Genomic DNA, 21,854 nt, shown 5'->3' on the forward strand with positions numbered 1-21,854 from the left:
GCAATGACCCCATGTGCCGTCAAGGTGCCATCTAGCCCGGAGGAGGCCCCCGTGCAGCACGCCGGCCCGCAGGGCACGCACGGCTCGCCCGAGACGAGGGCCCCGGCTTCGCACCCGGGCGCCGTACGGGTTCCACCGCAGGCCAGGGCTGCGGACGTGGACCGCGGATGGGGTCCTGGGGCGAGCGCCCCGGCGGCTCGCCGGACGGCCGGCACGGGTGCGCCGGCCGATGTCGCCCGGGGCGAGCACACGCACAGTGAGCAGCCGATTCCGGCCCCTCGCACGACACGGTCCGGCCCCGCGCAGCCGCGTCCCGTGGTCCAGCGGTCCTCCGTGCGGGGCCAGATCCTCGACGCGCTGCGTTCGGCGCTCGTCGGGGGCGAGCTGGCACCCGGCGAGGTCTACTCGGCCCCCGCGCTGGGCGACCGGTTCGGGGTGTCCGCCACGCCCGTCCGCGAGGCGATGCAGCAGCTCGCGCTGGAGGGCGCCGTCGAGGTCGTCCCCAACCGGGGTTTCCGGGTCGTGGAACGCGGCGCCCGGGAGCTGGCCGAGCTGGCCGAGGTCCGCGCCCTGATCGAGCTTCCGGTGCTGCTCCGCCTGGCCCGCACGGTGCCCGCCGAACGCTGGACGGAGCTGCGCCCCCTCGCCGAGGCGACGGCCGACGCGGCGTCCACCGGCTGCCGGGCCACCTACGCGGAGACCGACCGGGCCTTCCACCGGGCCGTCCTGTCCCTCGCCGGCAACACCCAGCTGGTCCAGATCGCCGACGACCTCCACCGCCGTGCCCAGTGGCCCCTGGTGGACGCGAAGGCCGACACGGCCCGATCGGCCCTCATGGCGGACGCGGCGGATCACATGGCCTTGCTGGACGCCTTGGCCGCAAAGGACGCGGCAGTGGTCCAGTCACTGGTGCGGGAACATGTGACAGGCGCCCACTGACCCGACGGCAGGGGCGCGGGGACCTGCGCGACAAGCCACAACGCACCCGCACCCGCACCCGCAGTCGCCTCGCCTCGCCACCGCACTACGCCCTACGGCCGGCGCAACCTACGCAGACGCCGCCGGTGGAGCCAACTGCCGCGCCAGCCAGGTGGGTACACCCCCGAGCAACCGGAACAACCGTCCCGCCTCCGCCCGCAGCCGCGAAGCCTCCGGCTCGGACTCCGCGTCGGCGAGCGACGCCAGCGCGGGCGCCGTCCCCACGAGATATCCCAACTCCTCCCGGATCCGCAGCGATTCGCTGAACCCGTGCCGTGCCTCCGCCAACTCCCCGTCGCGCAGGGCGAGTCCGGCCAGATGGCGCCATGTGAACGACAGCAGCAGCGGATCGGCGTGCGCGGTGGCCCCCGCGTGCGCGCGCCGGTACGCGGCCCGCGCCGCCTGCGGAGAACGCGCCAGGTTCTCGGCCAGCAGCCCTCGCCGGAAGTCCAGCACCGCCCGTCCCGGCGCCCCCGGCGGGATCAGTGCCGCCGCCCGCCCCAGCGCGGCCCGCGCCTCGTCGGCGCGGTCCCGTACGCCGAGCAGGGTCGCCGCGTACGCCAGCTGCCCGCGCTCGCATGCCGCCGCGCCCCGCTCGTCGTCGCTCCGGGCCACCGCCTCCGCCGTACGGAGCGCGTCCTCGGCCTCGCCCCAGCCCTGCTCGGTGTAGAGGCACCGTTCCACGAGCAGCGCGGCCCGCTGGAGCGAGGCGTCGGCCGTCGTGGGGTCGAGCAGCGCCGCCGCGTCCGCCCAACAGGCGCGTGAGCGCAGCCGCCATACCGCGGTCTGGAGCGGATCGTCACCAGAGGTCGTTCCGGAACCAGACATGGCGGTGTACGCCACGTTGCCCTCCCCAAGGTCCTGTCCTTCGGATCAGCTCGGGGTCGCGCGGTTCGGCACGCACGGCTGCGGCGTTGTCGTGGTTGCCGACTTCCCCACGCGTCGACGCCCCCTCCGCCTTGCAGCTGCACGCACCAAGCCACGCTCACCGGCGACACAAGGCACCGCGCCTTGACACCGGCCCGCTCCGGGGAGCGGGCCCAGCACGCCATCGAGCTGTTGAGTGGTGGCGGCATCTCAGCACGAATCCCGGTGCCGGGCCAAGGGGGTGGGTGAAAGAATTCACAAAGTCGAGGAAGAATGAGTGCCCCGGTTGCCGCGCGACCGGTCCCACCCGGCGCACATCAGGACCGCACGCCCCGAGCCCCCCTCCCTGTACGCCTCCGTGGATTCAGCTCATCCGCAACGCCAGGAAGAAGTCCAACTTGTCCTCCAGCCGCGACAGGTCACGGCCCGTCAACTGCTCGATCCGCCCCACCCGGTACCGCAGCGTGTTGACATGCAGATGCAGCCGCGCGGCGCACCGCGTCCACGAGCCGTCGGACTCCAGGAACGCCTCCAGTGTCGGGATCAGCTCGGCCCGGTGACGCCGGTCGTAGTCCCGCAGGGGGTCGAGGAGACGGGCCGTGAAGGCGCGGCGGACGTCGTCCGGGACGAACGGGAGCAGCAGCACGTGGGAGGCCAGTTCCTGGTGGCCCGCCGCGCACACCCGGCCGGGGCGCGCCCCGGCCACCCGGCGGGCGTGCCGGGCCTCCTCCAGCGCCCCGCGCAGCCCCTCCGCCGAGTGCACGGCCGCGCTGACGCCGATCGTGAGCCGCCCGTCGTCGTCCAGACCCGCCGACAGCGGGTCCCGTACGGCGGTGAGCAGTTCCTCGGCCAGAATCCCCGCCTCCGAACCGTCGTGCTCCGACGACACCGCCGGCAGCGGTACGAGTGCGACCGCCTCGTCGCCCGTATGGGCCACGGCGATCCGGGCGGAGTGCTCCGGTCCCGTCAGCAGCGGGTCGACAAGGATTTCCTCCAGCAACGCCTGGGCCACCGGGCCGCCCTCGATCTCGCCGCCGGCCCAGTCCACGCGGGCCACGACGACCTGCCAGTGCGGGGCCGCGCCGAGGCCGGGGAGCAGGACCGGTGCGGCGACCCGCAGCCGGGCCGCGATCTCGGCGGGCGCGGCGCCCGTCTGCACCAGCTCCAGGACCTCCTGGGCGAGCCGCCGCCGCACCACGCGTTCCGCGTCGCGCCGGTCCCGCTCGACCGCGATCAGCTGTGTGACGCCCTGGAGCAGATCGAGCCGCTCGGCCGGCCAGTCCCCGGCATCCGCCTCGACGGCGAGCAGCCAGTCGGACAGCAGGGTCTCGCGTACGTCCCGTGAGCCGCCCGGCGCGGTGGTGGGGCTGCTGCCGCGGACGGAGAAGAGGGAGTACGTCGTGCCGCCCACCGTCACCCGATGGGGGCTGAGCGCACGTCGGCTCCCGGTGCGGGCCGCCGTCAGGTGCTCGGCGGCCAGCGCCGCGCACACGTCGGGGGCCGGGGCGGGGCCGGAGACTTTCGAGCCCGCGATGAGCCGTCCGGCGGGGGAGAGGACCCAGGCGCCCAGGTCGAGATCCGAGCCGAGCAGATCCAGGACCACGTCGGGGCCGCCGCCCGCCGGACCCGAGGTCATCATGCGCCGGTGCCGGTCCACGACGGCCGCCAGATCCCCGGCGCGCTCACCGGACACCTGCCGGACGACATGCTCGGTGATCGACGCGAACGCCACCGACTCGTGCACCGCGAACAGCGGCAGCCGATGCCGGGCGCAGGCCGCGACCAGGTCGTCCGGGATGTTCCCCAGCTCGGCCTCACCGGCACCCAGGGCCGCGACCCCGGCCCCCGCCAGGAGCCGCACGAAGGACTCCGAGTCCCCCGGGTCCCGGCGCCAGGCCAGGCCGGTGAGCACCAGCTCGCCGCCCGAGAGGTAACGGCTGGGGTCCCTGAGGTCGGTGGTCATCACCCCGCGTACGGTGCGGTCCAGCTCGTCCTCGCCGCCGAGCAGCGTGAGGCCCAGCGCGTCGGTGTCCAGCAGTGCGCGCAGCCGCATTCTCGTCGCCGCCGTTCTGTCCGAGAGCCGCGCTTTTCCGCCTGCGCGGCGATCACTGTTTCCAGGGAAAATCAGAGAGGTTACTGATGGCCTCTGTTCATACGAATCTACAAGACGATCGCCCTGGCCAGCCAACTCCTTCATGGTTTCCGTGACTGACCCGGGTGGAGCACAGCCCTGTGTACTGGCTCCACCGCACGTGAACAGCACATGAACGAGCCAATCGCGCGACCCGGCGGTCGACTCCCGGGACCACCTGTACGACGGGGACGACCTGTACGACCGAGACGACCGAGACGAAGAGGAAAAGAGCCGGTCATGGACTTCCTTCGCCCCGCCAGCTGGGAGGAGGCGCTCGCCGCCAAGGCCGAGCACCCCACCGCTGTGCCGATCGCGGGCGGCACCGACGTGATGGTCGAGATCAACTTCGACCACCGTCGGCCCGAGTACCTGCTCGACCTGACCCGCGTCGGAGATCTCTACGAGTGGGAGACCGGCGAGCGGAGCGTGCGGCTCGGCGCCTCGGTCCCGTACACCCGGATCATGGAGAACCTGCGCGGCGAGCTGCCGGGCCTCGCTCTCGCCTCGCACACGGTCGCCTCTCCGCAGATCCGCAACCGGGGCGGTGTCGGCGGCAACCTCGGCACCGCCTCCCCGGCCGGCGACGCCCACCCGGCGCTCCTCGCCGCGGGCGCGGAGGTCGAGGCCGAGTCCGTACGCGGGACGCGGCTGATCCCGATCGACGACTTCTACACCGGTGTGAAGCGCAACGCGCTCGCCCCCGACGAGCTGATCCGTGCCGTCCACATCAACAAGGCGGACGGCCCCCAGCAGTACTCCAAGGTCGGCACCCGCAACGCCATGGTCATCGCGGTCTGCGCCTTCGGGCTCGCCCTGCACCCGGACACCCGGACCGTGCGTACGGGGATCGGTTCGGCGGCGCCCACACCCGTCCGGGCCAAAGCGGCGGAGGAGTTCCTGAACGCGGCGCTCGAAGAGGGCGGCTTCTGGGACAACGGGAAGATCATCACGCCGTCCGTCGCCAAACAGTTCGCCGACCTGTGCGCGGGCGCCTGCAACCCCATCGACGACGTCCGGGGCACCGCGAGCTACCGCCGCCACGCGGTCGGCGTGATGGCCCGCCGCACGCTGACGTGGACCTGGGAGTCGTACCGCGGCACTGACGGCCGGACCCACCAGAAGGGGAGTGTCGCGTAATGCGCGTCAATTTCACTGTCAACGGCCGGCCCCAGGAGGCCGACGACGTGTGGGAGGGCGAGTCCCTGCTGTACGTCCTGCGGGAGCGGCTCGGTCTGCCGGGTTCCAAGAACGCCTGCGAGCAGGGTGAGTGCGGGTCCTGCACCGTCCGCCTGGACGGCGTACCGGTGTGCTCGTGTCTCGTCGCGGCGGGACAGGCGGAAGGGCGCGAGGTCGTCACGGTCGAAGGGCTCGCCGACCACGCCAGACAGCGTGCGGAGCACGGCGGTTGCGGAACGGGCGCCTGCGGTACGTCACTTGACGCGGCCAAGCAGTGGCAGCCCAAGGGCTCCACCGACTCCCAGACCGGTGAGGGCACCGAACTCGCCCCCATCCAGCAGGCGTTCATCGATGCCGGAGCCGTCCAGTGCGGATTCTGCACACCCGGGCTGCTGGTCGCCGCCGACGAGATGCTGGAGCAGAACCCCAACCCGACCGACGCGGACATCCGCGAGGCGCTGTCGGGCAACCTGTGTCGCTGCACGGGCTACGAGAAGATCATGGACGCGGTCCGGCTGGCGGCGGCCCGACAGGCAGAGGCGGTCTGACATGCCCGGCAGGAACGCTCCCCTCGGGACCCCCACCAAGGTCACCCAGGGCTCGAAGACCAAGGGCGGCATCGGCGAGTCCACGCTCCGCCCCGACGGCACCCTCAAGGTCACCGGCGAGTTCGCGTACTCGTCCGACATGTGGCACGAGGACATGCTCTGGGGCCAGATCCTGCGCTCCCCGGTCGCGCACGCCGAGATCGTGTCCATCGACACGGCCGAGGCCCTCGCGCTGCCCGGTGTGTACGCCGTCATGACGTACGACGACCTGCCGACCGACGTGCGGAACTACGGCCTGGAGATCCAGGACACCCCGGTCCTCGCCCACGGCAGGGTCCGCCACCATGGCGAACCGGTCGCCATCGTCGCCGCCGACCACCCGGAGACCGCGCGCCGCGCGGCAGCAAAGATCAAGGTCGAGTACCGCGAGCTGCCGGTCGTCACCGACGAGGCCTCCGCGACCGCGCCGGACGCGGTCCTCATCCACGAGAACCGCACCGACCACCACATCGGCCACGTCGACCACCCGAACATCCTCCACCGCCAGCCGGTCGTCCGCGGCGACGTCGAGGCCGCCCGCGCACGCGCCGACTTCATCGTCACCGGCGAGTACACCTTCGGCATGCAGGACCAGGCGTTCCTGGGCCCGGAGTCCGGACTGGCCGTCCCCGCGGAGGACGGCGGCGTCGACCTCTACATCGCCACCCAGTGGCTGCACTCCGACCTGCGTCAGATCGCGCCCGTGCTCGGCCTGCCCGAGGACAAGATCCGGATGACGCTCTCGGGTGTCGGCGGCGCGTTCGGCGGCCGCGAGGACCTGTCGATGCAGATCCACTCCTGCCTGCTGGCCCTGCGCACCGGCAAACCGGTGAAGATCGTCTACAACCGTTTCGAGTCCTTCTTCGGCCATGTCCACCGGCACCCCGCGAAGCTCACCTACGAGCACGGGGCCACCAAGGACGGCAAGCTGACCCACCTGAAGGCGCGGATCGTGCTCGACGGCGGCGCGTACGCCTCCGCCTCCCCGGCGGTCGTCGGCAACGCGGCCTCGCTCGGCGCCGGCCCGTACGTCGTCGACGACGTCGACATCGACTGCATCGCCCTCTACACCAACAACCCGCCCTGCGGCGCGATGCGCGGCTTCGGCGCGGTCCAGGCCTGCTTCGCCTACGAGGCGCAGATGGACAAGCTCGCCGACGCGGTGGGCATGGACCGGGTCGAGTTCCGCCGCCTCAACGCGATGGAGCAGGGCACGCTGCTGCCGACCGGACAGGCGGTCGACTCCCCGGCCCCGGTCGCCGAACTCCTGCGCCGCGTCAAGGCGATGCCCCTCCCGCCGGAGCAGCAGTGGCTGGCGGCGGGCGAGGCGGCGGACGTACGACAGCTGCCGGGCGGCCTCTCGAACACCACCCACGGCGAGGGCGTCGTCCGGGGCATCGGCTACGCGGTCGGCATCAAGAACGTCGGCTTCTCCGAGGGCTTCGACGACTACTCGACCGCCCGGGTACGGATGGAGGTGGTCGGCGGCGAGCCGGTGGCCACGGTCCACACGGCCATGGCGGAGGTGGGCCAGGGCGGGGTCACCGTCCATGCCCAGATCGCCCGTACCGAGCTGGGCGTCACCCAGGTGACGATCCACCCGGCCGACACCCAGGTGGGCTCGGCCGGTTCGACCTCGGCCTCCCGGCAGACGTACGTCACCGGTGGCGCCGTCAAGAACTCGTGCGAGCTGGTGCGGGAGAAGGTACTGGAGGCGGGTCGCCGCAAGTTCGGTTCCTACCACCCAGCTTGGGCCACGGCCGAGCTGCTCCTGGAGGGCGGCAAGGTCGTCACCGATGCCGGTGAGGTGCTGGCCGATCTGGTCGACGTCCTGGGCGAGGACTCCGTCGAGGTCGAGGCGGAGTGGCGGCACCGGCCGACCGAACCCTTCGACCTCCGCACCGGCCAGGGCTTCGGACACGTCCAGTACTCGTTCGCCGCGCACCGGGCCGTCGTCGAGGTCGACACCGAACTGGGCCTGGTGAAGGTCATCGAGCTGGCCTGCGCACAGGACGTCGGCAAGGCGCTCAACCCGCTGTCGGTCGTCGGCCAGATCCAGGGCGGCACGACGCAGGGCCTGGGTATCGCGGTGATGGAGGAGATCATCGTCGACCCCAAGACGGCCAAGGTGCGGAACCCGTCCTTCACCGACTACCTGATCCCCACCATCCTCGACACCCCGACCATCCCGGTCGACGTCCTCGAACTCGCCGACGAGCACGCCCCGTACGGACTCCGAGGCGTCGGAGAGGCCCCGACCCTGTCGTCGACTCCGGCCGTCCTGGCGGCGATCCGGAACGCGACGGGTCTGGAGCTGACTAAGACTCCGGTACGCCCAGAGCACTTGACTGGTACGGCGTAGCCGGTTCGTTCGGTGCGTTGTCGGGTGCGGGCCCGGTGGGGCTTCTCGCGCAGTTCCCCGCGCCCCTGAAAAGCAGGGGCTGCGCCCCGTGCTTTTCGGCCCGCAGGGGCCGTGTCTTTTAGGGGCGCGGGGAACTGCGCGACCAGCCCCCACCGGGCCCGCACCCGACAACGCACCCCCACAAGTACCCCCGTTCGCCTCGGGCCGTCCCCCGGGTCGTGCACCTTCCCAATCCCCTATGAACCTTGGGAGACGGCACACATGACCCAACAGTCACTGGAGTCGAAAAACCTCACACAGGACCCGGCGGCCCCCGACCGGTCCCCACTCGACCGCTACTTCCACATCACCCACCGCAACTCCACCCTCGCGCGAGAGATCCGCGGCGGCATCACCACCTTCATGGCGATGGCCTACATCCTGCTCCTCAACCCGCTGATCCTCTCGGGCAAGGACGCGGCCGGACACACCCTCGGCCAGCACGCGCTGATCACCGCCACCGCCCTCGCCGCGGCCCTCACCACGCTCCTCATGGGCCTCCTCGGCAAGGTCCCCCTCGCCCTCGCCGCCGGGCTGTCCGTGTCCGGAGTCCTGTCCTCGCAGGTCGCTCCCGTGATGACCTGGCCGCAGGCGATGGGCATGTGCGTCCTGTACGGCGTGGTCATCATGCTGCTGGTCGTCACCGGCCTACGCGAGATGATCATGAACGCGATCCCGCTGGCGCTGAAGCACGCGATCACCATGGGCATCGGCCTGTTCGTCGCCCTGATCGGCCTGGTGAAGGCCGGCTTCGTCCACCAGGGCACGGCAACTCCCCTTTCCCTGGGCCCGAACGGCGAACTCGCGGGCTGGCCCGTGCTGTTGTTCGCCGCGACCCTCCTCCTCATCGTCATGCTCCAGGCGCGCGGCACCCCCGGCGCGATCCTCGTCGGCATCGTCAGCGGTACCGTCCTCGCCGTCGTGCTCAACGCGACGGGCGTGATCGACCCCAGGCAATGGGCGAGCGGCGCACCGGAGTTGCACGGCAGCGCGGTGTCGATGCCGGACTTCTCGCTCCTCGGAGACGTCGAGTTCGGCGGCTGGGGAGAGGTCGGTGCGATGACGGTCGGCATGATCGTGTTCACCCTCGTCCTCGCCGGCTTCTTCGACGCCATGGCGACGATCATCGGCGTCGGCACAGAGGCCGGACTCGCCGACGACAAGGGCCGGATGCCGGGCCTGTCCAAGGCGCTGTTCATCGACGGCGCGGGCGGGGCGATCGGCGGCGTCGCCGGCGCGTCGGGCCAGACGGTGTTCGTGGAGTCGGCGACGGGCGTGGGGGAGGGCGCCCGAACGGGCCTGTCCTCCGTCGTCACCGGCCTGTTCTTCGCCGCCTGTCTGTTCTTCACCCCGCTGACGGCGATCGTGCCCGGGGAGGTCGCGGCGGCTGCCCTGGTGGTGATCGGCGCGATGATGATGTCGAACGCCCGGCACGTCGACTGGGCCGACCGCGCCACCGCCGTCCCGGTGTTCCTGACCGTCGTGATCATGCCGTTCACGTACTCGATCACGGCGGGCGTCGCGGCCGGCGTGATCTCGTACGTCGCCATCAGGGTCGCGCAGGGCAGGGCGCGGGAGATCGGTGCCTTCATGTGGGCCCTGGCAGGCATCTTTTTTGTCTATTTCGCACTCCATCCCCTTGAGGGCTGGCTGGGCGTGCACTAGCCGAGCCCTGAAAGTCCTTCCGTACAGCCGTTGTTGAGGAGACCGAGATGCTGGACATCGCCGAAGAACTGCACCGGTGGGTCGAGCAGGGACGTGACTTCGCCGTGGCCACCGTGGTGGCCGTGAGCGGCAGTGGTCCCCGCCAGCCCGGTGCCGCCCTCGCGGTGGACGCCGACGGCACGGCGATCGGCTCGGTCTCCGGCGGCTGTGTGGAGGGCGCGGTGTACGAGCTGTGCCAACAGGCCCTGGCGGACGGCGAGTCGGTCCTCGAACGCTTCGGCTACAGCGACGACGACGCGTTCGCCGTGGGCCTGACCTGCGGCGGCGTCATCGACATCCTGGTGACGCCGGTACGGGTGGCCGATCCCGTCCGCGAGGTGTTCGCCCCGGCCCTGGCCGCCGCCGCGCGCGGGGAGGCGGCGGCCGTCGCACGGATCGTCTCCGGCCCGGGAGAACTGCTGGGCCGCGCCCTGCTCGTCGGCCCGGAGGGTTCGTACGAGGACGGCTCGTACGAGGGCGGATTCGGCGCCCACCCCGAACTGGACCGCACGGTGGCCGCCGAGGCGCGCGCCTTTCTCGACGCGGGCCGCACCGGCACCCTGGAGACCGGAGAGCAGGGCTCTCGTTGCGGAGCGCCGATCACGGTTCTGGTCGAGTCGTCGGTACCGCCGCCCCGCATGATCGTCTTCGGTGCGATCGACTTCGCGTCGGCGCTGGCCCGCATGGGCAAGTTCCTCGGCTACCACGTGACGGTGTGCGACGCCCGCCCGGTCTTCGCGACGGCCGCCCGTTTCCCCGAGGCGGACGAGGTCGTCGTCGAGTGGCCGCACCGGTACCTCGAACGGACGGCCGTGGACGCCCGTACGGTCCTGTGCGTCCTCACCCACGACGCCAAGTTCGACGTACCCCTGCTCCGGCTCGCACTGCGGCTGCCGGTGGCCTTCGTCGGTGCGATGGGCTCCCGCCGGACCCACCTGGACCGCAACGAGCGGCTGCGCGAGGTCGGCGTCACCGAACTGGAGCTGGCGCGGCTCAGGTCACCGATCGGGCTGGATCTCGGGGCCCGTACGCCCGAGGAGACCGCGTTGTCCATCGCGTCGGAGATCGTCGCCGACAGGCGTGGCGGGAGCGGGGTCTCGCTGACCGGGGCGCACACGCCGATCCACCATGACGTCACCTCGGTGACGGCACCGGCGGGGCGGATCGGGTCGGTGGCCTGACCGACAGGTGATGCCGGGTCGGTTTCAGGACGACTTCGGCGGGACGTAGCCCAGTTGGACTCCCCGCGCGCCCTTGCGAGTCGCCAGGGTGCCCCGTCCTGGCGGTCGGCGGGTCGGTTTGACCGTTTGCAGGAGATGGCCCTCGGCGGGGTCGCCGGAGAGGACGAGGCCCTGCGCGCCGAGCTCCCTCAACCGCTGGACGAAGGGTTCGTACTGCGATCGCCCGGCCCCGCCCGAGCTGCGCGCCAGCACGACACGCAGGCCCAGGTCGCGGGCGAACGGGAGGAATTCCATGATCGGCGCAAGGGGGTTGCCGCTGCTGGTCGCGACCAGGTCGTAGTCGTCGACCAGCAGATACACATCCGGGCCCGTGTACCAGCTCCGGGCGCGCAGTTGGTCGGCGGTCACATCGGGACCGGGCATCCGGTCGCCCAGGTAGTGGGCCACCTGTTCGACCACCTCGGCGGCCGACGGCCCCGAAGGGCAGTAGCCCAGCCGGTACTCCCCGGGCTCCTCGCCGAGCGGCGACGGCCGGTAACGCACCAGGTACTCCTCGGCCACCTCGCCGAGCAGCGACCGCCGGTAGTCGACCACGAGCAGGGTGGCGTCGTCCGACGAGACCCGTGCGCAGAGCTGACGCACCAGCATCCGCAGGAACGAGCTCTTGCCCGACTCGGACTCACCGTAGACGAGGAAGAAGGGGTCGTTGGAGAAGTCGAGGAACACCGGGGCGAGGCTGGCCTCGTCGATGCCGATGGCGAGGGCGGGTCCGGGCGCTTCGTCGGGGCCCGGCAGTTCGTCGAGGGTGACCAGGTCCGGGAGGGTGCGGACCGGGGGAGCCGTCGGCCCCGGCCAGTTCTCACGCACGTGGTCGACCAGCCGGGCTGTCGCCTCGCCGACGAACTCTGCCTCGGTGTCGTCCTTCAGCCTCGGCAGGGCGGTCAGGAAGTGCAGCTTGGCGCGGGACAGACCGCTGCCGGGAACTCCCAGAGGGACGTGCAGAGCCTGACGCCGGTCGATCTCGGATTCCGAGGAGTCGCTCAGACGCAGTTCGATCGTGCTGAGCAGACGATCGCGCATCGCCATGCGGACCTCTCCGTAGCGGGCCGCGGAGATCAGCAGGTGCACCCCGAAGTTCAGGCCGCGCGCGGCGATGTCGCCGACGACCGGTTCGAGTGCCTCGAAGTCCGTCCGGAAGGTCGCCCAGCCGTCGATGACGAGGAAGACGTCCGCCCAGGGCCGGTCCGGCCACTCACCCGCCCTCCGCCGACGGCGGTAGGCGGCGATCGAGTCGATGCCGTGGACGTGGAAGAACTCCTCGCGCTCTGCCAGCACCCTCGCCACATCGGCGACGGTGCGCCGGACCCGGTCCGCGGCCAGCCGGGAGGAGACGCCGCCCACATGGGGCAGCCCGGCCAGTGTCTCCAGCTTTCCGCCGCCGAAGTCGAGGCAGTAGAACTGTGCTTCGGTGGGCTCGTGGGTGAGGGCGATCGAGACGATCAGGGTGGTGACCGCGGTCGACTTGCCGGACTGCGGACCGCCGACGACGAGAACGTGGCCCTCGGCACCGGAGAGGTCCATGGCGAGCACACCGCGCCGGTGGTGGAACGGCTCGTCGACCACCGCGAAGGGGACACTCCGCAGCGGCTGGAACGGCGGGGCGGGCGGGCCGGTCCGCCGTCTGCCCCGCCCGTTGGCCGCCCTCGCCGGCAGCAACGACTCCACCGAGGGCGACGCGTCCAGCGGCGGCAGCCAGATCCGGCGCGCCCCGGGTTCGGTCCCCGCCAACCGGCCGACGACGACGTCCACCAGCGAGACGTACTCGGCGCCGTCCGTGCCCGGTAGCGCGGCGGACACGTAGGAGGCCTTGAAGCGGGTCAGTATGTCTCTCGTGTCGGCCCTGAGGAACCCGGCACCCGGGTCCGGCGGCAGATGGTAGGCGTCGGGATAACCGAGTACCGCACGGGACTCGGCGGCCGAGAAGGTGCGCAGCCCGACGCGGTACGACAGGTGGGCCTCCAGCCCGCGCAGTCTGCCTTCCTCCAGGCGTTGCGAGGCCAGCAGCATGTGCACGCCCAGGGCCCGGCCGACACGGCCGACCTGCACGAACAGATCGATGAAATCCGGGTGTGCGACCAGGAGTTCGGAGAACTCGTCGATCACCAGCAGCAGCGTCGGCAGGGGTTCGAGGTCCTCGCGGGAGGCGCGGGCCTTCTGGTACTCATGGACGCTCGCCAGACCCGCGGCCCGCAACAGCTGCTGGCGCCGGGCCAGTTCGCCGCTGATCGCCTCCCCCATCCGGCCCACGAGCAGCGGATCGCCCTCCAGTCCCGTGATGACTCCGGAGATGTGGGGCAGGTCCGCGAGCGGCGCGAACGTCGCGCTGCCCTTGAAGTCGGCCAGCACGAAGGCCACTTCCTCCGCCGAATGGCGCACGGCCAGTCCCAGGACGATCGAGCGCAGCAGCTCGGACTTGCCGGAGCCGGTCGCGCCCACGCACAGTCCGTGCGGGCCCATCCCCCCGTGCGCGCTCTCCTTGAGGTCGAGCAACACGGGCTGGCCGTCCTCGCCGATCCCGATCGGCACCCTCAGCCGGTCCTCGGGAGCAGGCCGGTCGCGCAGGGCGGACAGATTCGGCGAAGCCGTGTTCTCGACCCCCAACAGGCCGGTGAGGACGGCTCCTTGGCGGCCGGCGGAAAGCCTGGCGAGCGCACCGGTGCTCTCCCGGGTTTGGAGCGCCGCCCACCCGGCCCGTACCGATTCCGACGTCTCGGCCAGCGACTCGCGCGCCGCCACCGGCCCCGCCCCGTCGTCGAAGCGCGGCACCGCGACCCGGAACCGCCGACGCCGCGACAGTGCCCAGCCGACCGCGACCCCCGACGCCAGCACGGGGTCGAAGAAGGACTCCTCCGGGTCGTCCAGGGCGAGTTCGAGCCGGGTCCCCAGCAGACCCCGAAGATCGGTGCTGAAGTCGCTCCAGCGACGGGCCGTGACCAGCAGGTGGACACCGTAGTTCAGCCCGGTGTTGGCCAGCTTGTGGACCGTGTCCACGAACCCCGGAACCTCCCAGGTGAAGTCGAGCCAGCCGTCCACGACGAGAAAGACGTCGCTGGCCGCCCCCTGCTCGATCCGCCCCGTCGTGCGCAGCGCGCGGAACGACTCGATGGAGTCGATGTCGAGGTCGCGGAACAGGGTGCGCCGGGTGGAGATCACGGCCTTGACCGCAGTGAGGGCGTTCTCGACGGCGCTGTGCTCGTGCGGCGCCGCGAACGTCCGTACATGCGGCAGCGAACGCAGCACCCCGAGCCGATTGACCGCGCCCTCCAGCAGATAGAACTCCGCCTCGTGCGGGGTGTGGGTCAGCGCCAGCGACATGATCATGGAGCGCAGCAGAGTGGTCTTGCCGCTGCCCAGTTTGCCGACGACCGCCGCGTTGCCGTCCCGGCTGGAGAAGTCGACGCACACGGGATCGCCGCCGGTGCTGTTCTCCAGCCGGCCGACGGGCACGAGCAGCCGGGACGCGCCCTCCCAGGCATCGCAGATGAAACCCCGGTCGACGGTCTCCACGGGCGGCGGCAGCAGTGAGCCGAGGGTGAGTTCCTCGGCGGCGGCCCGGGCGGCGGGTCCGGCGGACGCGTCGATCCAGGGCGCGTAGGCGAGAGCGACGTTCCCCTCGCACTGGCCCGACTTGGTCGGCGTCTGCTCGGGCCCCGCCTGGTTGATCACCGTGTCGTGGACGTAGGTGTACAGCTCCTCCGGGGTGATCACCCCGTCCCGGTTCTGGTCGGCGAGGCCGCTCCGCAGCCCCTCGATCACGGCCGCGGTGAACCGCGGGGCCGACAGGCTGTTGTCTACGGTGAGGTGCTCGCCCTCGTACGCGTACTCCAGCGCCGTGGACGCCGTGATGACGAACGTGCCGCGCCCGGCGAGCGCCGTCTCCACGTCCACGGGGGCGGGCGACATGGGGGAGCCCCGGTGGAAGAGCCCGCTGTAGCAGCAGTCGAGCAGCACGATCTTGGTACGGGCCTCGCACTCGTCGAGGAGCTGGTGCAGCAGCGCGGCCGGGACGGCGGTGGTGTGCGGACGCTGCAATCGCGTGCTGAGCGTGGCGAAGAACAGGCGGTCGGCGTCGTTGCGGATGCCGTGACAGGCGAAGTAGAGCAGGACGAGGTCGTCGGGGTCGCGGTTGCTGAGCACTTCCTCGATCGCGGACTCGATCTCGTCCTTGGGCCGGTTGAGCAGTTCGAGCACCGGCTCGAAGCGGCCGATCGACCGGTCCTCCAGCAGGAGTTTCAGCTCGGTGGCACCGCGGGCCGGCGCCCTGAGTCTGCTGAGCCCGGGATCCTGGTAGCCGTCAGTCGCGACGAGCAGTGCGATCCGGCGTCCCGCCATCCCCGACTCCCGGCTCGCCGTTGGTGTTCCGACCGGTCGGATCCGCGGGGCCGGTACCGGCCGTGGCTCCCGCCACGGCAGCCGTCCCCGCCTCGATCCGTGCCGTCACCGCCTGCACCAGCGCCTGTTGGTCCTTGGCGGACAGGGCGTCGAACGTCCCCTTGTGCCCGTCGATCTCCCACTCCACCGACCGCGCCTTCGAGCGCTGCACGAAGGCGACGACGACGTTGCTCACGGCCTTGAGGGCGGCGGCCGAGAAGGCACCGCTGACCACCAGCACCGCGAGGTCGTGCCCCACGCCGGCCATCGACTTCTCGGGCGCGGCAACGGTTCCCCGTTCGACCCGGAGCAGGCCGAGCGTCCGCAGATCGCCGTACAGGCTGCGGACCTGACGGTCCGTCTGCTCCGCGGTGGCTCCCGGACCCGAGTCGATCCGAAGCTCCAACCGCACGCTCTCCTCGTGCACGCTCTCCCCTTCCCCCGACCGGCGGCACCGCCGGCACACCGAGTCGATCGTAACGTCCGTCACCCCATCCTCAGCAGCCGGTTCACCGCCCGCCCGAACACATACCGCGCCGCCCCCGCCAGCGGACGGTCGAACAGCGACGGCAGCAGACGTACGCGCACCTCCTCGCGCCAGATCACCCGCGAGCGGCCTCCCGGGCCCGGGCGCACCTCGATCTCCGCCCAGCCCAGGACGACCCGGCCGCGTTTCTCCAGGCGGCACAGACCCGGGGCGTCCGCGGTCGGGGGCCGCCAGACGGTGACCTCCATACGGTCGTCGAAGGCGAGAGGCCCGATCCCCGAGCGGGCGACGAACACCGTGCCCTCGTGGGTCGGCGGGGCGGTGAGCACCGTGACGCGGGTCACGGGGACCACGGAGGCGTGGCGGGGCCACTCCGTGAGCCGGCCCCAGGCCTCGTCGAGGGGGAGCGGCACCGTACGTTCTAGGAGGAAGTCGACCACGGCACGATCGTAGGGAACCCGACGGGCGACACGGCACGTTCCGGGGTCCGGCGGCCCGTGTTCACAGTGGACTCACATGCTTGGCCCGGCCGGGCGTTCACGAGATGACGTAGGCCGGACAACCGCCGGCGGCAACGCGTGTCACACCGTGGGGGGAGTGGTGGTGGCCCGGAGCGGGATGTGCCCGGAAGACCGCTTCCGCCACCGCACGGTGTACGGCACCATGGGCGCGATCCCGTGACCCGTGACCCGCACCCCCGGCCGGAGGGCACCGCGTGGACAGTCGACCGCACGACAGACTCGACGAGTTGCAGAGCGACCCTTATCCGCACTACGCCCGCGCCCGCGACGCCGAAGGGCTGACCTTCGTCCCCGAACTCGACGCCTGGCTGGTCGCCCGGGACGCCGACGTACGCGAAGTGCTGCGCCGCGCCGAGGACTTCTCCTCGGAGGGTGCGCTGCGCCCCGACGTCATGCCGGCGCCCACCGCGCTCGCCGTGCTGGGCGGCGGCTTCGGCGGGCGGCCCGTCGTCGTCGGCGTGGACGGAATCCGGCACCAGGAGCTGCGAGCCCCGATCGTCAAGGGCCTCTCGCCCGCCCGGGTCGCCGCCGTCGTGCCGTACGCCGCCGAGCGTGCCGCCGCCCTCGTCGACGCGTTCATGGACGGTGCCCCCGGTGAACACAAGGGCGGGCACGTGGAGTTGATGTCCGCGTACGCCCGCCGTCTGCCCGGCGAGGTCATCGGCAGGATCGTCGGACTCGACCCCGCCGACGTTCCGGCCGTCGTGCACGGCGGGTACCGCGCCGAGGAACTCCTCTTCCGGCCGCTGCCGGAGGACGAGCAGATCGCCGTCGCCCGGGACGTGGTGGCGACCCAGCACATCCTCGACCGGTACGCCCGCGACCGGCACACCGAACCCCGCGAGGACCTGTGCACGGACATCGTCGCGTCCGTCACCGCCCCCGACGACGGTGACGGCAGCGCCGAACTCACCCTCGACCAGCGCCACGAGGTCGTCTCCCACCTCCAGAACCTGCTGATCGCCGGACACCTCACCACCACCGCGCTCATCGGCACCACGGTCCTCCATCTGCTCCGGCACCCGGACCAGTGGGAGCTGCTGTGCGCGGAACCGGACCGCATCCCGGCCGCCGTGGAGGAGGCCGCCCGCTACGACACGGCGCTCCAGGGATTCCGTCGCGTCGCCACCCGCCCGGTCACCCTCGCGGGCACCGAACTCCCCGCCGGGGCCTCGCTGTTCGTCGCCTTCGGTGCCGCCAACCGGGACGGTGACCGGCACCCGGGACCGGACCGGTTCGACATCACCCGCACCCCGGTCCGCCATCTGGCCTTCGGTCTCGGCGCCCACGCCTGTCCCGGCTCCCAGCTCGCCCGTGAACAACTCCGGCTCACGCTGCAGGAGTTGACCAGCCGTCTGCCGGGCCTGCGGCTGGCCGAGGAGCACGCGGTCACGATGCGCCCGACGATGATCCACCGCTCTCCGCGGAGCCTGCATCTGACCTGGTGATCGGTGCGCGATCGGTACGTGATCGATGCACGGGTCTTGTTCTGACATCCGGACCTTCCCTAGGGTCGTCGTTCGAGGGGGTGGAAGCGCTTTCTGGTGAAAGAGGTGACCCACTCATGCCCGGAAACAGGACACGGGACAGGACGAGCGGCAGGACACGGGACAGGGCGCGGGACAGGACGAGGAAGGCCCGACGGTCCCGCAGGGCGGTCGTCGCCGCAGGTCTCGCCGTCACCCTGTGCGCCGTACTCGTCTCCTGCTCCGGCCCGGACGGCTCGACGAGTGCGGGCGGCAAGGTCGTTCTGCGCTACACCTGGTGGGGCAACCCGGACCGAGCGGCCAGGACCCAGGCGGCGGTCGACCTCTTCGAGAAGAGGTATCCGGACGTCGATGTACAGACCTCGTTCGCCGGATACGACGCCTACAAGCAGAAGCTGGCGACCCAGGCGGCCGGCGGCGACGCCCCCGACGTCATGCAACTCGACTACCGGATGATCGACCAGTACGCCTCGGGAGGTGTCCTCCTCGACCTCGGTACGCAGCGAACCGTCCTGAAGACAGGGGAGTTCGAGCCCGGCCTGCTCGCCACCGGCAAACTGGACGGCAAGCAGTACGCCGTCCCGCAGGGACGCGGCACCGAGACCGTCGTCTACGACCCCACGCAGTGGAAGGAAGCGGGCCTCCAGCCGCCGGCCGACGCCTCGCCCGGTGGCTGGACCTGGGACCAGTGGGCCGACGCCATGCGGGTGCTGAAGGAGAGGACCGGCAAACCCGGCGGCACCGACCCCGGTCAGAGCGAGGACGCCTTCGAGGTCTGGCTGCGCGGCCAGGGCAGGGCCCTCTACACCGAGAACCATGAACTCGGCTTCACCGCCGCTGACTTGACCCGCTGGTGGACCTTCACCGACAAACTTCGCCGCGAAGGCGTCGTCTCGCCCGCCGAGCAGACCACCCAGCTCGACGGTTCGGTCGAGAACACCCCGCTCGGCCGCGGCAAGGCCCTGTCCGACATGAACTGGGACGCCCCGGCCAGCGGTTACCTCGCGCTGATCCCCGACGGCATCGCCCTCGCCCCCATGCCGTCGGGCACCGACGGCACCCCCGGCCAGTACTTCAAGCCCTCCATGTTCATGGGTGTCGCCGCCGACACCGGCAGCCCCGAAGAGGCCGCCCGGCTCATCGACTTCATGCTCAACGACCGCGAGGCCGCGGCGATCCTCGGCGCGACCCGGGGCATCCCCGTCAACGAGTCGATCCGCGAGGAAATCGCCCCGAAGCTCAAGGACTTCGACAAGACGATCTACGCCTACCAGGCCACCCTCGAAGGAAGGCTGGACACCCCGCCCCAGGCGCCCCCTTCGGGCGACAGCGCCCTGCAGACCACCTTCCAGCGCGACTACGACCAGGTGTCGTACGAGCGCATGTCGCCGCGCGAGGCGGCCCAGGACTACGTCACCGAGGCGAAGGCGGAGCTGAGGTCATGACCACCACCGACACGCCGGCCCCCGCCCGCACCGGGAAGGCCACCCCTGTGCGGCGGCCGAAGCGGCAACGCGAGGGAGCCGCCTGGGTGTTCCTGTCCCCCTGGGTGCTGGGCGCCTGCCTGCTCACCCTGCTCCCCATGGCGGTCTCGCTCTACCTCTCCTTCACCGACTACGACCTGTTCAACTCGCCCGACTGGGTGGGCCTGCGCAACTACACGCAGATGTTCACCGAGGACCCGCGCTACTGGCGCTCGGTCGGCGCGACCCTCATGTACGTCGTCATCGCGGTCCCGCTCCAGCTCGGACTGGCCCTCGTCGTCGCCCTCGCCCTGAAGAACATGAAACGCGGCCGGGCCTTCTACCGCTCCGCGTTCTACGCCCCCTCCCTCCTCGGCGCCTCGATGTCCGTCGCGCTGGTGTGGCGGGCACTGTTCAACGAGGGCGGCACCGTCGACAACCTCTTCGGCACCGGCGGCTGGATCTTCAAGCCCGGCTGGGCGCTCGTCACCGTGGCCCTGCTGACGGTGTGGCAGTTCGGCGCACCGATGGTCATCTTCCTCGCCGGACTCCAGCAGATCCCGGGGGAGTTGTACGAGGCCGCCGAGGTGGACGGCGCGAGCAGATGGCGCCGGTTCCTCTCCATCACCGTGCCGATGCTGTCCCCGGTGATCTTCTTCAACCTGGTCCTCCAGACGATCCAGGCCTTCCAGGTCTTCACCCCCGCCTTCGCGGTGAGCGGCGGCAAGGGCGGCCCCGCCGACTCGACCCTCTTCTACACGCTCTACCTCTACGACCGGGGCTTCGTCGCCTCCCACATGGGCTACGCGTCCGCGATGGCCTGGGTACTGCTGATCGTCATCGGCGCCGTCACCGCCGTGCTCTTCCGGACCTCGCGCTCCTGGGTCTTCTACGCCTCCGACACCGAAGGGGGCGTCCGATGACGACCGCCGCGACCCCAAATCCCGTTGCGCGGAAGCCAGTTGCCCGACGCCGGATCGCCCTGCACCTCGGCTGTGTGGCCGCGCTCCTCGTCATGCTCTACCCGTTGGCCTGGCTGCTCGCGACCTCCCTCAAGCCCGCGAACGAGGTCATCGCCAGCCTCGACCTGCTGCCGAGCCATCTGGAGTGGTCCAACTACAGGACAGCGCTCGACGGCGTGAACGACGTCTCCGTCTGGCGCCTGCTCACCAACTCCCTGCTGATCGCGGGCGGCGCGGTCCTCGGCAACGTACTCAGCTGCTCCCTGGCGGCCTACGCGTTCGCGCGTCTGCGCTTCCGCTTCCGGGGCCCGCTCTTCGCGTTCATGATCGCGACGATCATGCTTCCGCACCACGCGGTGCTGATCCCGCAGTACATCATCTTCAACCAGCTCGGCATGGTGAACACCTACTGGCCACTGATCCTGCCCAAGTTCCTCGCCACGGAGGCGTTCTTCGTCTTCCTGATCGTGCAGTTCATGCGCGGACTGCCGAGGGAGCTGGAGGAGGCGGCGCGCATCGACGGCTGCGGCGCGTTCCGCTCCTTCTTCCTGGTGATCCTCCCGCTCACCCGCCCCGCGCTGATCACCACCGCGATCTTCACCTTCATCTGGACCTGGAACGACTTCTTCACCCAGCTGATCTACCTCTTCTCGCCGGACAAGTTCACGCTCACCCTGGCGCTCAGGTCGTTCGTGGACGCGTCCAGCACCTCCGCCTTCGGCCCGATGTTCGCCATGTCGGTGATCGCGCTGCTGCCGATCGTCCTGTTCTTCCTCGCCTTCCAGCGGTTCCTGGTGGAGGGCATGGCCAACTCGGGGATCAAGGGGTGAACCGATGAGCGGTGCACGTGGTGGTACGACCCGTGAGCCGGGGGAGATCCTCGGCCCGCGCATGACCCTCTTCGCGGACGTCCTGAGCGTAGGCCTCGCCACGGCGCTGGTGAGCCTGCCGCTGCTGACCGCCCCCGCCGCGCTCTCCACGGCCTGCGAGATCCTGCGCGGCACCCGGGAGGACCGCCCGGCCACCGCAGGGCGCTACTTCCGCCTCCTGCGGCAGCGCCTGCGCGTCGGCGACCTGGCCGCCGGGCTTGCCGCCCTGGCGGGCGTGCTGCTGGTGCTCGCCGACCTGGCGCTCGTGCGCACCGGCCTGCCGGGCGGGCCCGCCTTCGCGGCTGTCGCCGCCGCGATCGGCGCGTACGCGGCCGTCACCGGCCTGCGCGCCTGCGGACGCCCCGAGTCGCTCACCGACTGGCCGGCCGCCGTAGGTGCCGCCGCCCGGGAAACCGCCCGCGACCCGGGCGGCAGCGCCCTCGTCCTGTTCGCCCTGGCGACGGCCGCACTCTGTGCCTGGACGATGGTCCCGCTGGCGTTCCTGGCGCCGGGCCCGCTCGCGATGGCGCTCACGGCGATCGATCTGAGAGGGCGACAGAACCGGGCGGCGCCGGACGGCCCGCGCACCCGCTCGGGCTAAGCGCT

At 71.3% G+C, this 21,854-nt stretch carries 16 protein-coding genes; 11 read left to right on the forward strand and 5 right to left on the reverse strand.

Annotated features, from left to right (window positions below):
- Positions 1 to 51 precede the first annotated feature (51 nt).
- Positions 52 to 939 carry a GntR family transcriptional regulator gene (locus OHN74_RS34305; protein WP_327698444.1) on the forward strand — a complete coding sequence of 296 codons (888 nt, stop codon included), beginning with the start codon at positions 52 to 54 and terminating at the stop codon, positions 937 to 939.
- Between the two features lie 108 nt (positions 940 to 1,047).
- On the opposite strand, the gene OHN74_RS34310 is transcribed toward OHN74_RS34305, so the two are convergent.
- Both OHN74_RS34310 and OHN74_RS34315 read right to left on the reverse strand, forming a co-directional pair.
- The gene (locus OHN74_RS34310) at positions 1,048 to 1,821 is read right to left on the reverse strand and encodes a hypothetical protein (RefSeq protein WP_327698445.1); all 774 of its coding nucleotides are present in this window, start codon (positions 1,819 to 1,821) and stop codon (positions 1,048 to 1,050) included.
- 388 nt (positions 1,822 to 2,209) lie between these two features.
- Positions 2,210 to 3,898 (reverse strand): PucR family transcriptional regulator, encoded by a 1,689-nt coding sequence (locus OHN74_RS34315; RefSeq protein WP_327698446.1) that lies wholly within the window; start codon positions 3,896 to 3,898, stop codon positions 2,210 to 2,212.
- Positions 3,899 to 4,216: 318 nt separating this feature from the next.
- Here OHN74_RS34315 and OHN74_RS34320 point away from each other — a divergent pair, with 318 nt between their 5' ends.
- The 5 genes from OHN74_RS34320 (at position 4,217) to OHN74_RS34340 (ending at position 11,028) form a co-directional block, all read left to right on the forward strand.
- Positions 4,217 to 5,116, forward strand: a complete 900-nt coding sequence (locus tag OHN74_RS34320) for an FAD binding domain-containing protein (RefSeq protein ID WP_327698447.1) — start codon at positions 4,217 to 4,219, stop codon at positions 5,114 to 5,116.
- A complete protein-coding gene (locus tag OHN74_RS34325; RefSeq protein WP_327698448.1) occupies positions 5,116 to 5,703 on the forward strand; it encodes a (2Fe-2S)-binding protein in 588 nt (195 codons plus the stop codon). Before OHN74_RS34320 ends, OHN74_RS34325 begins: the two co-directional genes overlap by 1 nt.
- Position 5,704: 1 nt before the next feature.
- Entirely contained in the window at positions 5,705 to 8,104 is a 2,400-nt protein-coding gene (locus tag OHN74_RS34330; RefSeq protein WP_327698449.1) for a xanthine dehydrogenase family protein molybdopterin-binding subunit, read from the forward strand.
- A 261-nt stretch (positions 8,105 to 8,365) separates the two neighbouring features.
- Entirely contained in the window at positions 8,366 to 9,808 is a 1,443-nt protein-coding gene (locus tag OHN74_RS34335) for an NCS2 family permease (RefSeq protein WP_327698450.1), read from the forward strand.
- 47 nt (positions 9,809 to 9,855) lie between these two features.
- Positions 9,856 to 11,028, forward strand: coding sequence for an XdhC family protein (locus tag OHN74_RS34340; protein WP_327698451.1), 1,173 nt, complete (start codon positions 9,856 to 9,858; stop codon positions 11,026 to 11,028).
- A gap of 24 nt (positions 11,029 to 11,052) precedes the next feature.
- On the opposite strand, the gene eccCb is transcribed toward OHN74_RS34340, so the two are convergent.
- Genes eccCb through OHN74_RS34355 form a run of 3 tightly spaced genes read right to left on the reverse strand, consistent with a single transcriptional unit; the run spans position 11,053 to position 16,386 of the window.
- The gene (eccCb, locus tag OHN74_RS34345) at positions 11,053 to 15,420 is read right to left on the reverse strand and encodes a type VII secretion protein EccCb (RefSeq protein ID WP_327698452.1); all 4,368 of its coding nucleotides are present in this window, start codon (positions 15,418 to 15,420) and stop codon (positions 11,053 to 11,055) included.
- Positions 15,383 to 15,886, reverse strand: coding sequence for a hypothetical protein (locus OHN74_RS34350; protein WP_327698453.1), 504 nt, complete (start codon positions 15,884 to 15,886; stop codon positions 15,383 to 15,385). Before OHN74_RS34350 ends, eccCb begins: the two co-directional genes overlap by 38 nt.
- A 59-nt stretch (positions 15,887 to 15,945) precedes the next feature.
- On the reverse strand, positions 15,946 to 16,386 hold the full coding sequence (locus OHN74_RS34355) for an SRPBCC family protein (protein WP_327698454.1): 441 nt from the start codon (positions 16,384 to 16,386) through the stop codon (positions 15,946 to 15,948).
- A gap of 275 nt (positions 16,387 to 16,661) precedes the next feature.
- Here OHN74_RS34355 and OHN74_RS34360 point away from each other — a divergent pair, with 275 nt between their 5' ends.
- The 5 genes from OHN74_RS34360 to OHN74_RS34380 all read left to right on the forward strand — a co-directional run bounded on the left by OHN74_RS34360 (position 16,662) and on the right by OHN74_RS34380 (position 21,849).
- On the forward strand, positions 16,662 to 17,915 hold the full coding sequence (locus tag OHN74_RS34360; protein WP_327698455.1) for a cytochrome P450: 1,254 nt from the start codon (positions 16,662 to 16,664) through the stop codon (positions 17,913 to 17,915).
- A 116-nt stretch (positions 17,916 to 18,031) separates the two neighbouring features.
- Positions 18,032 to 19,399: an ABC transporter substrate-binding protein gene (locus OHN74_RS34365; protein ID WP_327698456.1), complete on the forward strand. Its 1,368-nt coding sequence runs from the start codon at positions 18,032 to 18,034 to the stop codon at positions 19,397 to 19,399.
- Positions 19,396 to 20,340, forward strand: a complete 945-nt coding sequence (locus OHN74_RS34370) for a carbohydrate ABC transporter permease (RefSeq protein WP_327698457.1) — start codon at positions 19,396 to 19,398, stop codon at positions 20,338 to 20,340. Before OHN74_RS34365 ends, OHN74_RS34370 begins: the two co-directional genes overlap by 4 nt.
- Entirely contained in the window at positions 20,337 to 21,209 is an 873-nt protein-coding gene (locus OHN74_RS34375; RefSeq protein ID WP_327698458.1) for a carbohydrate ABC transporter permease, read from the forward strand. Before OHN74_RS34370 ends, OHN74_RS34375 begins: the two co-directional genes overlap by 4 nt.
- A gap of 4 nt (positions 21,210 to 21,213) precedes the next feature.
- Positions 21,214 to 21,849, forward strand: a complete 636-nt coding sequence (locus tag OHN74_RS34380) for a hypothetical protein (RefSeq protein WP_327698459.1) — start codon at positions 21,214 to 21,216, stop codon at positions 21,847 to 21,849.
- Positions 21,850 to 21,854: the final 5 nt, after the last annotated feature.

Source organism: Streptomyces sp. NBC_00459 (assembly GCF_036013955.1).
Classification (GTDB): Bacteria; Actinomycetota; Actinomycetes; order Streptomycetales; family Streptomycetaceae; genus Streptomyces.